The sequence below is a fragment of the Baekduia alba genome, from assembly GCF_028416635.1.
GTDB lineage: Bacteria > Actinomycetota > Thermoleophilia > Solirubrobacterales > Solirubrobacteraceae > Baekduia > Baekduia alba.
Map to the genome: position 1 here is coordinate 842,665 of NZ_CP114013.1, position 12,800 is coordinate 855,464.

11 protein-coding genes and 1 tRNA gene are annotated in these 12,800 nt (G+C 72.7%); 8 read left to right on the plus strand and 4 right to left on the minus strand.

Translation table 11 applies throughout. The features are described 5' to 3' along the window. Positions 1 to 249: 249 nt before the first annotated feature. On the minus strand, positions 250 to 1,464 hold the full coding sequence (hemW, locus tag DSM104299_RS04095; RefSeq protein ID WP_272476019.1) for a radical SAM family heme chaperone HemW: 1,215 nt from the start codon (positions 1,462 to 1,464) through the stop codon (positions 250 to 252). Positions 1,465 to 1,597: 133 nt separating this feature from the next. Between hemW and DSM104299_RS04100 the strand changes: the two genes are divergently transcribed. From DSM104299_RS04100 to DSM104299_RS04120, 5 genes are all read left to right on the plus strand, one after another. Further along, the gene (locus tag DSM104299_RS04100) at positions 1,598 to 2,056 is read left to right on the plus strand and encodes a hypothetical protein (RefSeq protein WP_272476020.1); all 459 of its coding nucleotides are present in this window, start codon (positions 1,598 to 1,600) and stop codon (positions 2,054 to 2,056) included. A gap of 7 nt (positions 2,057 to 2,063) precedes the next feature. After that, positions 2,064 to 4,088 (plus strand): O-antigen ligase family protein, encoded by a 2,025-nt coding sequence (locus DSM104299_RS04105; RefSeq protein ID WP_272476021.1) that lies wholly within the window; start codon positions 2,064 to 2,066, stop codon positions 4,086 to 4,088. 203 nt (positions 4,089 to 4,291) lie between these two features. Further along, positions 4,292 to 4,927, plus strand: a complete 636-nt coding sequence (locus tag DSM104299_RS04110; RefSeq protein WP_272476022.1) for a hypothetical protein — start codon at positions 4,292 to 4,294, stop codon at positions 4,925 to 4,927. A gap of 31 nt (positions 4,928 to 4,958) precedes the next feature. Beyond that, on the plus strand, positions 4,959 to 6,476 hold the full coding sequence (locus DSM104299_RS04115) for an exopolysaccharide biosynthesis polyprenyl glycosylphosphotransferase (RefSeq protein WP_272476023.1): 1,518 nt from the start codon (positions 4,959 to 4,961) through the stop codon (positions 6,474 to 6,476). 128 nt (positions 6,477 to 6,604) lie between these two features. After that, a complete protein-coding gene (locus tag DSM104299_RS04120; protein WP_272476024.1) occupies positions 6,605 to 7,048 on the plus strand; it encodes a universal stress protein in 444 nt (147 codons plus the stop codon). Between the two features lie 12 nt (positions 7,049 to 7,060). On the opposite strand, the gene DSM104299_RS04125 is transcribed toward DSM104299_RS04120, so the two are convergent. Then, positions 7,061 to 8,338 carry a S8 family serine peptidase gene (locus tag DSM104299_RS04125; protein ID WP_272476025.1) on the minus strand — a complete coding sequence of 426 codons (1,278 nt, stop codon included), beginning with the start codon at positions 8,336 to 8,338 and terminating at the stop codon, positions 7,061 to 7,063. A 59-nt stretch (positions 8,339 to 8,397) separates the two neighbouring features. Here DSM104299_RS04125 and tadA point away from each other — a divergent pair, with 59 nt between their 5' ends. Both tadA and DSM104299_RS04135 read left to right on the plus strand, forming a co-directional pair. Further along, positions 8,398 to 8,859 (plus strand): tRNA adenosine(34) deaminase TadA, encoded by a 462-nt coding sequence (gene tadA / locus DSM104299_RS04130; protein ID WP_349294492.1) that lies wholly within the window; start codon positions 8,398 to 8,400, stop codon positions 8,857 to 8,859. Between the two features lie 84 nt (positions 8,860 to 8,943). After that, positions 8,944 to 9,031: transfer RNA gene (locus tag DSM104299_RS04135), tRNA-Ser, on the plus strand. 65 nt (positions 9,032 to 9,096) lie between these two features. Here the strand turns inward: DSM104299_RS04135 and DSM104299_RS04140 are convergent. Beyond that, the gene (locus tag DSM104299_RS04140; RefSeq protein ID WP_272476026.1) at positions 9,097 to 10,719 is read right to left on the minus strand and encodes a cupredoxin domain-containing protein; all 1,623 of its coding nucleotides are present in this window, start codon (positions 10,717 to 10,719) and stop codon (positions 9,097 to 9,099) included. Positions 10,720 to 10,852: 133 nt separating this feature from the next. Between DSM104299_RS04140 and DSM104299_RS04145 the strand changes: the two genes are divergently transcribed. Beyond that, positions 10,853 to 11,536, plus strand: coding sequence for a TetR/AcrR family transcriptional regulator (locus DSM104299_RS04145; RefSeq protein WP_272476027.1), 684 nt, complete (start codon positions 10,853 to 10,855; stop codon positions 11,534 to 11,536). 12 nt (positions 11,537 to 11,548) lie between these two features. On the opposite strand, the gene DSM104299_RS04150 is transcribed toward DSM104299_RS04145, so the two are convergent. Then, the gene (locus tag DSM104299_RS04150; protein ID WP_272476028.1) at positions 11,549 to 12,736 is read right to left on the minus strand and encodes a bifunctional glycosyltransferase family 2/GtrA family protein; all 1,188 of its coding nucleotides are present in this window, start codon (positions 12,734 to 12,736) and stop codon (positions 11,549 to 11,551) included. Between the last annotated feature and the right edge of the window lie 64 nt (positions 12,737 to 12,800).

Below are 12,800 nucleotides of genomic sequence, written 5' to 3' on the forward strand. Positions count from 1 at the left end.
GCGGGCGGTTCGGGGCCGAATGGTGCTCGATCGCGTCAAGTCCGCGACTTACGCGGACTTCACGCGATCCATAGCGCCTGACCCGACGATTCGGCCCCGAACTCGCCCGCCGCGCTGCCACGAGGTCGAGCCACACCGACCGCGTGGAGCGCCGCCACCACACTCGCACGCCCTTGATGACGGACGCACCACTCCCCGCAGCACGACCCGCGCGCCGCACTGAACACCAACCGGCGCCGACGCCCACCCTCACCCCGCCAGCGCCAGCGTCACCCGATCCGCCAGCAGCCGCCCCCGCAGCGTCAGCACCGCCCGCCCATCCCGCGTCAGCGGGTCGTCCTGCAGCAGCCCGTCCGCGGCGAGCTGCGCCGCGACGCCGCGCGCGTGGCCGTTGAGGCCCTCGAGCGCCAGGCCCTCCTTCAGCCGCACGCCCAGCATCACGTGCTCCAGCCGCGTCGCGTCCGCGTCGGGCTCCTCTCGGCCCGCCGCCGGCGACGAGCCCTCGGCCAGCAGCGCCATCCAGCGCGATGGGTGCAGGACGTTCCACCAGCGCACGCCGCCGATGTGGGAGTGCGCGCCGGGGCCGATGCCCCACCAGTCGCCGCCCGCCCAGTAGCCGAGGTTGTGGCGGCAGCGGTCGGCGTCGGTGCGGGCCCAGTTGGCGACCTCGTACCAGCGCAGGCCGGCGGCGCCGAGGACGGTCTCGGTCGTCTCGTAGCGGTCGGCGAGCACGTCGTCGTCCGGGGCCGGAAGCTCGCCGCGGCGGACCCGCGCCGCCAGCTTCGTGCCGGGCTCGACGATCAGGGAGTAGGCCGAGACGTGGTCGGGCTCGGCCTCCAGCGCCGTCTCCAGCGACACGCGCCAGTCCTCCGCGCGCTCGCCCGGGGTGCCGTAGATGAGGTCGAGCGAGACGTGCTCGAAGCCGGCGGCGCGCGCCTCGCGCGCGGCGGCCACGGCGCGGCCCGGCGTGTGATGGCGGTCGAGCGTCTCGAGGACGTGCGGCGCCGCGCTCTGCATGCCAAGCGAGATGCGGGTGAAGCCGGCCTCGCGCAGCGCGGCGAGCGCGACGGGGTCGACCGACTCCGGGTTGGCCTCGGTCGTGACCTCGGCGCCGGGCGCGATGCCGACGTGCTCGCGGATCGCGTCCAGGATGCGGGCCAGCTCGTCGGGCGCCAGGAGCGTCGGCGTCCCGCCGCCGACGAAGACGGTCTGGGCGGGCGGCGTGGCGTCGCCGAGGACGCCACGCGCGAGCGCCAGCTCGGCCCGGACCGCGGCGCCGAACCCGTCCTGCGACGCCTCGGTCCCGATGTAGGTGTTGTAGTCGCAGTAGCCGCAGCGCGCAGCGCAGTACGGCACGTGGACGTAGACGCCGAACGGCCGATCGGCGGCGCCGAGGCCGTGCAGGGCCGTCGGCGGCAGCGCGCCGTCGGCGGGGGGACGTTCGCCGTCGGGCAGCCGCGCCATCGCAGGGAAGGGTAGGCCGTCGGCCCGAGCCTCGCGCGCACGCGCGCGCGAGAGGCTTAGCCGGCCCAAGCGCCTTCGTCCCGTCGACCACCTGCGTATGGTCGTCGATGATGCCCGCTATGGTCGCTGCCGCATGTTCGCTCGTGCGGCCGTCCTCATCGCGCTCGTCCTCGCTCTCGCGGCCGCCGGCTGCGGCGGCTCCGACGACGGCCGCGACACCTACGTCAAGTCGTTGAACAAGGCGCAGACAGGGCTGCAGCAGCGCTTCACGCAGCTCGGCGCCAGGATCACGCCGACGAGCTCGGCCAAGCAGGACCAGCGCACCCTCGAGGCGTATGAGAGCGCTGTGGGCACGACCGTGAAGGACCTGCGCGCCATCGATCCGCCAAGCGGCTTCGAGACGCTGCACAGCCGGTTCATCGGCCAGGTCGCCGGCTACGGCGCCGCGCTGCGCACCGCGCGCAGCCGCATCGACAGCGACGACCCGCGCGCGATCCTCGCCGCGCAGGGCCGGTTGAAGACCGCGGTCCAGCAGACGGGCCAGCGGCTCAACGCCACGATCGAGGCCATCAACAAGAAGCTCAAGGGCTAGGGCGATCGTGCTCCTGAGCCGGTTGCGCGCGGCGCCGATCACGGCGCCGACCCTCCTCGCCGTCGCCGTCTTCCTCGTCTGGATCCCGCTCGACGGCGGCCAGGCCCTCACGCGCTGGGCGCCGGGCGCGATCGTCCTGCTCGCGCTGCTCGCGGTGGCGATCTTCGGCCTGCCGTTCGCGTGGCGGACGCAGCCCGTCCCGGTCCGGATCGCGGTGCTGGCGCTGGCCGCGTTCACGGCCTGGAGCTACCTCTCGATCACGTGGGCCGACGACCAGGGCGCCGCGCTGGAGGGCGCGAACCGCACGCTGCTCTACCTGGCCGCGTTCGCGCTGTTCGCCCTCTGGCCGCAGCGGCCCGCGACCGCGGCGTGGGTCATCGGCCTGTGGACGTTCGGCGTCGGCATGATCGCGCTCGTCACCCTGATCCGGGTCGGCGCGGGCAGCGATCCCCGCGCGCTGTTCAGCGACGGGCGCCTCGTCGACCCCGCCGGGTACGCGAACGCCGACGCGGCGACGTTCATGATGCCCTTCTGGACGGCGGTGGCATTCGTGGCCAGCCCGCGGGTCCCGTTCGCGCTGCGGGGGATCGCCGCCGCGCTGGGCGTCGTGCTGCTCGACGTCGCGCTGCTGTGCCAGAGCCGCGGGATGGTCCTGTCGCTGCCCGTCTGCGCGCTGGTGATGGTCGCGATCGTCCCCGGCCGGCTGCGCACGCTCGCGGCGTTCGTCCCGATCGTCGGCCTCGGCGCCGTGGCGCTGCCCAAGATCCTCGACCTGACCGACGCCGTCGACGCCTTCCACCCGAACGTCCCGGCCGAGCTGACCGCCGCGGACGCGGTCGTGCGCTGGGTGCTGGTCGCGGCGGTGCTCGCCGGGCTGGTCGTCGCCGCGGTCGCCGCCTGGGAGACGCTGCGACCCCCGGCGCCCGCGTTCGCGGCGCGGGTCCGGCGCGGCTGGACCGCGATCGTCGTGGGCTGCGCGGTCATCGGCGTGGTCGGCGGCCTGGTCGCCGTCGGCAACCCGGTCCACCGGGTCGACCGCGCCTGGCACTCGTTCAAGGGTGGCTACGACGACAACACGGGCTCCGACAACCGGTTGACGGCCGGGCTGGGGTCCAACCGCTATGACTTCTACCGGGTCGCGGTCAACGTCTTCGAGGACCACCCGATCGTCGGCGTCGGCGCCGACAACTTCTTCCAGGACTACCTGCAGCACGGCGACAGCTACGAGACGCCGCGCTATCCGCACAACCTCGCCCTGCGGACGCTCGAGCAGACCGGGATCATCGGCGCGCTGCTGCTGCTCGGCGCGTTCGCGTCCGCGCTGGTCGCCGCGTGGGGCGGCATGCGCGCGCTGCGCGACCCGCTGGCGGCGACGGTCGCCGGCGGCGCGACGCTGGCCTTCGTCTACTGGGTCGCGCACGGCATGACCGACTGGTTCTGGGAGTGGGCGGGCCTCGGCGCGCCCGCGTTCGCGTTCCTCGGCCTGGCGTGCGCGCTGGCGCCGCGACGCGCGCCGGAGCCCGCCGCCGAGGCCCCGGCGCGGGCCCGCAACCCGTTCGTCCTCGTGCCGGTCGGGGCGGCGCTGGTGCTCGGCGCGCTGGTCCTCGCCGGACCGTGGCTGGCCGACCGCGACGTCGAGCAGGCGAGCAAGGTGTACGCCTCGCGACCCTTCGAGGCGTACTCGCGGCTGGATCGCGCGGCCGACCTCGACCCGCTCACCGACACCCCGGCGCTGATCAAGGGCTCGATCGCGCTGCGCTACGGCGACCTGGCGCGCGCACGCGCGGCGTTCCAGGACGCGCTCGACCGCAACCCGCGCGACCAGTACGCCACGCTCGAGCTCGGCGCGATCGCTTCGGTGCAGGGCGACAAGGCGCGCGCACGCCGCCTGCTGGACCGCGCCCGGCGCCTCGCGCCGCGCGATCCGACCACCCGCGAAGCGGCCGAGATCGTCGCCAAGGGCGGCACCGTGGACCTCGACGTCCTGAACGCACGGCTGCTCACCAAGGGCGAGGCGATCACTCATGGGTGAGAAATCTCACCCTCTGTAGTCCTCGAACAGACCGCGAGAACCTCCCCGAACTACCAGGGAGCGGTGATACGTTCAGGGCACACTTCTCCTTGCGGGAGATGTCGGCCAGCGGACGGGGAACCAGGATGAAGTTCAAGCAGGGATCGGCAGGGAATGCCCATGGAGATCGCGGCGGATGCCCAGGCACGCCGCGTGTCCTCTCCATGACCTCCCGCTCCTCACTGCTCCACGCGTTCCTGCTCTCGGTGGCCCTCGCGGCCGTCCCCGCGACCGCGCACGCGGGCGACCCGCGGCTCAGCGGCTACGCCGGTCCGGGGGCGGGCGAGCAGACCCTGCTCGGCGGCGGCCTGGTCGGTGGTGGCGGCGGCGGTGGGGGCAGCAGCAACAACAACTCGGGCGCGTCCGGCGCGACGGCGCAGAACAGCCTGAGCGCCAACGCGACGCCTTCGACCGCGTCGTCGGCCGCCAACTCGACGTCGAGCTCCAGCAGCACGTCCTCGGCGTCCGGCTCGTCGTCGACCATCACGCGTAAGCCACACCGCAACAAGACGTCTTCCAGTTCGTCCACGTCGAAGAAGCAGTCGAAGACCGGATCCAGCACGTCGACCAGCACCACCCACTCCGCGTCGTCCACCACGGCCCCGCCCGCCGGCGCGCCGCGTGTGATCGCCTACCCGACCCACGCCGGCGAAGTGGGCGGCTTCCCGCTCTCGGCGGGCGGCGTCCTGCTCGTCGTGCTCGGCCTGACCGCGCTCGTGCTCGCCGTGCTCGGGCTCCGGCGGGTCACGCTCCCAGGATCCGGCGAACCGCCGGCGTTTCCTCAAGTCTCGGTGCGTTGAGGCCGACGAGACCGAGTAGTCGGGTATCACCGTGAGTCGCATCGAGCTCAGCAGCAGCACCAGCGCGGAAGCCGTGCCCTTGCACGCGCCGCTCCCTGGCCTGCCCGCGACCGCGACCGCGCCCGACGTCCCGCTTCTCCGCCCGCGCCACGATTCCACCGGCCTGCGCCGCGCGCTGCAGTCGCGCTTCCTGCGCCCGGCGCTCGACGCGGCGTGCCTCACCGGCTCGCTCGTGCTGGCGCTGCGCTGGCCAGGCGAGCCCGTCTGGCTCGGCGACGGCTGGCCGCTGCTGCTCTTCCCGCCGCTGGTGATGCTCCTGCTGCTGCTCCGCGGCATGTACGAGCGGCGCCTGCGGCCGACGATCCTCGACGGCGTCATCCCGATCGCCGGCTCGGTCTCGATCGCCGCGATGTTCGTGGTGATCATGCAGATCTACGTCGGCGGGGCGGACTCGTTCTCGTCGATGACGGCCCATCTGTGGGCCGCGTCGATGCTGACGGTCGGCGGCGAGCGTGTCGCGCTGCTCGGCGTCCAGCGGATCGCCCGGACGCGCGGCCTGGCTGGCGCGCCGACGCTGATCGTGGGCGCCGGCACCGTCGGCATGCGCCTCGCGCGGCGACTCGAGCAGAACCCCGAGTACGGGCTGACGCCCGTCGGCTTCCTCGACGCCGACCCGATGGAGCTCGGCACGCACGAGAGCCCCGGCATCCCGGTGCTCGGCTCGCCCGACGAGCTCGACTGGATCGCCCAGCTCACCGGCGCCGAGCACGTGATCATCGCGTTCTCGTCGGAGCCCGACGAGCGCCTCGTCGACCTCGTGCGCCGCTGCGAGGCGCTGGGGCTCGAGGTGTCGCTGGTCCCGCGCCTGTTCGAGTCGCTCAACCACCGCGCGACGTACGAGCCGCTGGGCGGCACGCCGCTCATGGGCCTGCGCAGCGTGCACCCCAAGGGCTGGCAGTTCACGGTCAAGCATGCGTTCGACCGCATCGGCGCCGCGCTCCTCATCCTCGCCTTCGCGCCGCTGATGGCCGCGATCGCGATCACCGTGCGGCTGTCCTCGCCCGGCCCCGTCATCTTCCGCCAGCGCCGCGTCGGCCGCGACGGCACGGTCTTCGACCTCTTCAAGTTCCGCTCGATGCGCCTGCCCGACCCGGCGGCCGAGGGCTTCAGGCCCGGCGTCGACAGCGCGCCCGGCGGCGTCGAGGGCACCGATCGCCGGACGTGGATCGGGCGCGTGCTGCGCCGGACGTCGCTCGACGAGCTGCCGCAGTTCTTCAACGTGCTGCTCGGCGAGATGAGCCTGGTGGGCCCGCGCCCGGAGCGGCCCGAGTTCGTCGAGCTCTTCGAGACCGACATCCGCCGCTACGGCGACCGTCACCGCGTGAAGTCCGGCGTGACCGGCTGGGCGCAGGTGCACGGCCTCCGCGGCCAGACGTCCCTGAGCGACCGCGTCGAGTGGGACAACTACTACATCGAGCACTGGACCCTGGGCTTGGACTTCAAGATCCTGGCCTTGACGATGCTCGAAGTGCTGCGCCCGGCCGAGTAGCCGTACCCTGTAGGTCGTGAGCCCGTTCTGGATCTGGATGCAGGCGCTGATCGTCGTCTGCGTGGTGGCAAGCATGATCATCGCCACGATCAAGCTCGTCTGAGCGCCATCGCCCTAGACTGCCGGCCATGTTCCAGCAGATCGTTGTGGGCACCGACGGCTCCGAGACCGCCGGCAAGGCCGTGGCGCAGGCGGCCGAGCTGGCCGCGGCGGTGAACGCGACGCTGCTGGTCGTGTCCGCGTTCGAGCCGGTCAGCGGCACGCGGCTGCGCGAGGAGGCCTCGCACGCCCCCGACGACGTGCGCTGGATGGTCAACCCGCGCGAGGACGTCGACGCGACGCTCGAGTCCGCCGTCGAGGTCGCGGCCGATCATGGCGCGCAGTCCAAGACGTTCGCGCGTCAGGGCGACCCGGCCGACGCGATCCTCGACGTCGCCGAGGAGCAGGGCGCCGACCTCATCGTGGTCGGCAACAAGGGCATGACGGGCGCGAAGCGCTTCCTGCTGGGCTCGGTGCCCAACAAGGTGTCGCACCACGCGCCGTGCAGCGTGCTGATCGTCCGGACGACGTAGCCGACGTCGCCGCTACGCGACCGGCACGGTCGGGTCGGTCGCCGCCCCGGCGTTGACCAGGCCGTAGCCGTAGCGCGTGTCGTAGCCGGGCGGGCCGAGGTCGCGCGCGGTGGCCTCGAGCCGGCGCTCGACGGCGTCGGGCGACGGGTCCGGGCCGAGGATGCCGGAGGCGATGACGAGCGCCGCGGTCGCGCTGACATGAGGGACCGCCATCGACGTGCCCTGGTAGCCGCGCGGGATCCCGATCCGCGTCTTGTGGACGCCGACCAGCGTCATCTGCGCGATGTTGCGGCCGGCCGGGCCGCTGTGGTCGCAGCCGGCGTCGTCGAGCGGGGCGTCCTGTCCGCCGCCGGGGGCGACGAGGTCCAGGCCCGTGCCCTGGTTGGAGAAGTCCGACAGGCAGCCGTGCTCGGTCGTCGAGCCGACCGAGAGGACGTTGCTGTTGCGCGCGGGGTAGGCGACCGCGGTGTCGGCCTCGTTGCCGGAGGCCGCGACGACCACCGCGCCCTGCGAGCGCGCCTCGCTGATCGCGTCGATCAGCTGCGGGATCTGCCGCCAGCTGATGTCGGAGCCGAACTCCAGGCTCAGGTTGATGACCTTCGCGCCGTGCTTGACCGCGAAGCGCACGCCGTCGGCGATGACCGACGCGTCGCCCTCGCCGGTGTCGTCGAGCACCTTGACCGGCATGATCGACGCGCCGTAGGCGAGGCCGGTGAGGCCGACGTCGTTGTTGGTGGCCTCGGCGATCGTCGAGGCGACGTGCGTGCCGTGGCCGTTGCGGTCGTTGGCGTAGGGGTCGTGGCCGACGAAGTCGTAGCCGCCGACGACCTTCGTGCTCGCCAGATCCGGGGACGCCGGCGTCTTGCCGAACCGCCGGTAGGCGACGCCGGTGTCGAGCACGGCGATCTTCACGCCCTGGCCGCCGGGGTGGCCGTCGGCGATCAGGTGGCCCCACGCATCGGGCGCGTTGACGCCCGCCGGGCCCGCGAAGTTCCACTGCACGGCCGACCAGCGCCCGGGCGTGGAGCCGCGGCCGGGGTCGTCGGGGACGTAGGCGCCCGCGGCGTGGGCGACGACGTTGCGGACCGCGTAGCGGACGTCGGGCCGCGCGCGCAGCTTCGCGATCGTCGCGGCCACTCGCGTGGTGTGGACCACGTGGGGATGCGCCCCCGCGTAGGCCACGACGACCTCGTTCGGGACCGTCTCGGCGTGCGCGGTGGCGGCGCAGGCAGAGGCCAGCGCGGCCGCGGCGGCGACGACAGCGAGGATGCGTGGGGACAGTGCGGGCAAAGGCGGTTCTTTGGATGAACCCTCGCTGCGGCGAGAAGTTCCACCATGATGACGCTTCGATGAGGATGCAGCAGCAGGATGAAGCCTTCATGAGGATTGCGTTGGAGGAGGCGCGATCGGCCGTCGCGCACGACGACGTGCCGATCGGCGCGGTCGTCGTGGCCGACGACGGCCGGGTGCTCGGACGCGGGCGCAACGAGCGCGAGCTGCACGAGGATCCGACCGCGCACGCCGAGGTCCTGGCGCTGCGCGAGGCCGCCGCGGCGCTCGGCTCCTGGCGCGTGCTCGGCGCCACGCTGTATGTGACGCTGGAGCCCTGCACGATGTGCGCCGGCGCGATCGTCCTCTCCCGCGTGCCCCGCGTCGTGTTCGCGACGACCGACCCGAAGGCCGGCGCGGCCGGCAGCGTGCTGGACGTCCTGGCCGACACGCGCCTGAACCACCGGCCCGAGGTCATCGGCGGCGTCCTGGCCGACGAGGCCGCGGAGCTGCTGCGGTCCTTTTTCCGAGCGCGACGCTGAGGGGACCCGTCCGGAGGATCGCCGCGCGATACGGGGGCGGATCCGCCGCGCGGATCCACTACTCTCTCACCTTCCGCCGTACCCGGAGGGGTGCCGGAGTGGTTGAACGGGGCGGTCTCGAAAACCGTTGTACGGCTTCGTCGTACCGAGGGTTCGAATCCCTCCCCCTCCGCTGAACACGACGAAGGGCGCCCGCCGGGGCGCCCTTCGCCGTTCGAGGCTGGTGTGCAGCGTCGATCAGGTCTTCTTGGCCTTGCTCTTCTTCGTGACGCTGCCCTTCCCGTTCGCGCCGACGACGCGGAAGGCGCCGCGCATGAACGGGTGGATGCGGCAGAAGTAGGTGTAGGTGCCGGCCGAGAGGTCCTTCGGCGTCTTCCACGTGTTGCGGTTGGCCGCCGGCGTGAACTTGCCGCCGAAGCCCGCGAGCGGGAGGTCCGGGCCGTAGCCGAGCTCGCCGGAGTCGAACTGGACCGAGCCGTTGGCGATCGGGTAGGCGATGCCGGTCGTGGCCGCGCACGGGGCCTTGCACGCGGTGATCGTGTGGTAGGCGGAGCCGGTCGGGGTCATGGCCCGCGTCGCGTCCAGGTTGGTGAACTTGAGCGACCGGCCGGCGCGGACGACCGGGGGGCGGCCGGTGGAGCCGGTGAGGCTCAGGTCGCCCTGGCCGTAGATGTAGCCCTTGATGTCGACGTTGGACGGGCTCGTGCCGTCGAGGACGTCGCGCGCGTCGGGCAGCCCGCTCTCCGGGTCGCCGCCGTGGTTGTCGTTCTCCTTGAGGTGCCCGTGCGTGACCAGCCCGTGCCAGTCGATCGCCTGCGTGAACGGGTCCTTGGCGCCGGGCAGGATGCCGTCGGCGTAGAAGACCACCATGATGCCCATCGACTCGTACCACGAGGCCTTGCTCGTGTCGTAGGTGACGGTGGTGTTGATGGTGTCGCCGGCCTTCAGCGCGATCCGCCAGTCGGGCTTGGCGCCGGTCATCGACACGTCCCACGACACGGCGCCCGCGGGCTCGTAGTACTTGGCCTCGGAGCGGAACAGCTCCTTGGTCTGGCCGCTGCGCGTCGCGGTCAGGTCGTTGTACAACCCGCCCGGGTGCAGGTGGCCGGCGGTCGTGACCAAGGTCATGTCCTTGGGTGCGGTCCACTGGTGGGCCACGCCGATGTCCTTCTTCTGCGCGCCCTTGGCCTGCGTCGGGAACGTGAACTTGCCCTTGGTCCCGCTGCCCTTGAGGGCGTCGAAGACCGGGTAGGGCTTGATGCCCGCGACGTCCATCCACAGCGGCTTGGCCTCGGTGATGCCGGCCGCCGCCGGCTCGCTGGCCGGCACGAAGTCGATCGTGTACTTGATGTACACGCTGTCGGGGTTCGGCGTCAGGTTGTGGATCATGTAGTTCATGATCCAGCCGTCGCTCGGGTCGTACTTGTAGCCGAAGCCCTGCGGGAAGTCGAAGATCGTCTTCTCCTCGCCGGCCGCGAACGTCGGGTACAGCCCGCCGTCGCGCGCGACGAGCCAGACGCCGTGGTGCAGGTGGATGACGTCCACGCGCGGGGTGTCGTGGCCGCCCTGCGCGTTGGTCTTGGCGTAGACCAGGTCCGGCTGGAACTTGGTGATGTAGCCCGGGACCGCCGGCTTGAGGTTGTTGGCCTGCGCCTCGATCGTGTTCTGGCCGGGGCTGATCTTGATCGGCCCGTAGAGGTAGGTGAGCTTCTGCATGCCGGGGTAGCTCGCCTCCGGCACGGTCTGGAGGGCAGAGATGTGCGCCCCGGGCAGCGCGCTGGAGGCGGAGGCGGACGCGGCGCCGAAGGCGGCGACCGCGAGCAGGGCGACCAGCGCGGTCAGGGCGCGGGTCGTGAGCATGGGGCGGCGGGACGGCATGGGACTGGGACGGGTCCTTGAGGCAGGCCGGTCTGTTGACCGGGCGGTCAGCGTGCGGCGACGAGGGTAACCCGTTGTTGACCATGCGGTCAACTGGGCGTAGCTTGCCCAACCGGTGACGACCTCCAAGAGCACGCGCCTCTCTCCCGACGCCCGCCGCGAGCAGCTGGTCGCGCTCGGCCTCGATCTGCTCGGCCGCACGCCGCCCGATCAGGTCTCGATCGAGTCGATCGCCCGCGCCGCCGGGATCTCGAAGGGCCTGCTCTACCACTACTTCCCGACCAAGTCGGACTTCGTCGTCGCGGTCCTGCGGCGCTCTCGCGACGAGCTGGAGCGCCGGATGGCGCCGGACCTGACCGTCGAGCTCAGCGTCGGCGAGCGGCTCGACGCGTCGATCGACGCGTTCCTCGGCTACGTCCGCGACCACGCCGTCGGCTTCCTCGCGATCGCGCACGCGCACGGGGGCGAGGACCCGGCGATCCGCGCGGTCATCGCCGAGAACCGCGCCCGGCGCGTGAGCGCGATGGTCGAGTTCGCCGCGGCGCTGTCGTGCGGCCCGCGCGAGGACGTCGAGTCGCCGGCGCTCGTCGTCGCGCTCGAGGGCTGGCTGTCGTTCTGCGAGGGCGTCGTGGCGCGCTGGCTGGAGCGCGACGACATCGGCCGCGCCGAGGTCCGCCACCTCATGCGCACCAACCTCCTGGCGACGCTGGCCTCGGTCGCCGACCTCGACCCGCGGCCGGCCGCGGGTCGCCTGGCGCGCGCGGCCGACGCGCTGCGCACCGGCCCGGTCGCGGCCTGAGCCTCCGGCGGTCTACGGGCGCGTCTCGGCCAGCGCGATCCCGGGCTTGTCGTCCGCCGGCGCCGCCGCGACGACGCGTCGCTCCCGCCGCGCGCCTGCGAAGACCCAGGTCTTGAGCGCGACGTAGCGCGTGACCGTCGCGACGAGGCTCGCCCCGACCAGCACCGCGAGCTCGACGGTGCGCGAGGCGCCGGGCGCGACGCCGTGCAGGACGCCGAGCGCCCCCGCCGTCAGCGCGAGCGTGAGCACGTAGACCGCGCCGCCCGCCGCGTGCTGCTTGAGCAGCCCGCGCCGACCCATCACGCCGAAGGTCAGCCGGCGGTTGGCCGCCGTGTTGGCGACCGCGGTCACCGCGAGCGCGATCGCGTTGGCCGCGCCCGCGCCGATCCCGCCCTCCCGCATCAGGACGAACAGCAAGGCGTAGGCCATGGTCGACGCGATCCCGACCGCGACGAAGCGCGCGATCGGCGTCGCGAACGCGAGGCGGGCGACGCCCTGGAGGTCCTCGGCCGCCGTGCGCGCGACGTCCACGCGCGAGTCCGGGTCGTCGACCCAGTCGACGGGCACCTCGTGCGTGCGCAGGCCGGCGCGGCCGGCGAGGACGAGCAGCTCGGTGTCGAAGAACCAGCCGTCGTCGCGGATCTGCGGCAGCAGCTGCGCGGCCGCCGCGCGGGTGACGGCCTTGAAGCCGCACTGCGCGTCGGTGAACTGCACGCGCAGCGCGGCGTGCAGGATCTTGTTGTAGGACCTGCTGATGAGCTCGCGCTTGGGGCCGCGCGTGACGTTGGCCCCGCGCGCCAGGCGCGAGCCGATCGCGACGTCGCTGTGGCCGCTGAGCAGCGGCGCCACCAGCGGCAGCAGCCCGCGCAGGTCCGTCGACAGGTCGACGTCCATGTAGGAGACGACGCGCGCGTCCGACCGCGACCACGCCTCGCGCAACGCGAGGCCGCGCCCCTTGCGGTCCAGCCGCAGGTGCGCCACGTTCGGCAGCTCCCGCGCGAGATCGGCGGCGATGAACGGCGTGCCGTCGGTGCTGGCGTTGTCCGCGATGACGATGCGCCAGGAGAACGGGAAGCCGTCCGAGAGGAAGGCGTGAAGCCGGCGGATGCTGGTCTCCAGCGCCATCTGCTCGTTGTAGACGGGAACGACGACCTCGACATCTCGCCGAGGAGCTATGCGGCGGTCGGGGCAGCGGAACATGCCGAGAAGATCGACGGTGCCCGTCGGAACGCCGTGGGATCTGGCTGAGAGGACGCTGAGGGGT

Bases quoted from the DNA above. Each gene is read 5' to 3' on its own strand.
- hemW (WP_272476019.1), bottom strand. From the start codon at position 1,464: ATGGCGCGGCTGCCCGACGGCGAACGTCCCCCCGCCGACGGCGCGCTG.
- DSM104299_RS04100 (WP_272476020.1), top strand. From the start codon at position 1,598: ATGTTCGCTCGTGCGGCCGTCCTCATCGCGCTCGTCCTCGCTCTCGCG.
- DSM104299_RS04110 (WP_272476022.1), top strand. From the start codon at position 4,292: ATGACCTCCCGCTCCTCACTGCTCCACGCGTTCCTGCTCTCGGTGGCC.
- DSM104299_RS04120 (WP_272476024.1), top strand. From the start codon at position 6,605: ATGTTCCAGCAGATCGTTGTGGGCACCGACGGCTCCGAGACCGCCGGC.
- tadA (WP_349294492.1), top strand. From the start codon at position 8,398: ATGAGGATGCAGCAGCAGGATGAAGCCTTCATGAGGATTGCGTTGGAG.
- DSM104299_RS04140 (WP_272476026.1), bottom strand. From the start codon at position 10,719: ATGCTCACGACCCGCGCCCTGACCGCGCTGGTCGCCCTGCTCGCGGTC.
- DSM104299_RS04150 (WP_272476028.1), bottom strand. From the start codon at position 12,736: ATGTTCCGCTGCCCCGACCGCCGCATAGCTCCTCGGCGAGATGTCGAG.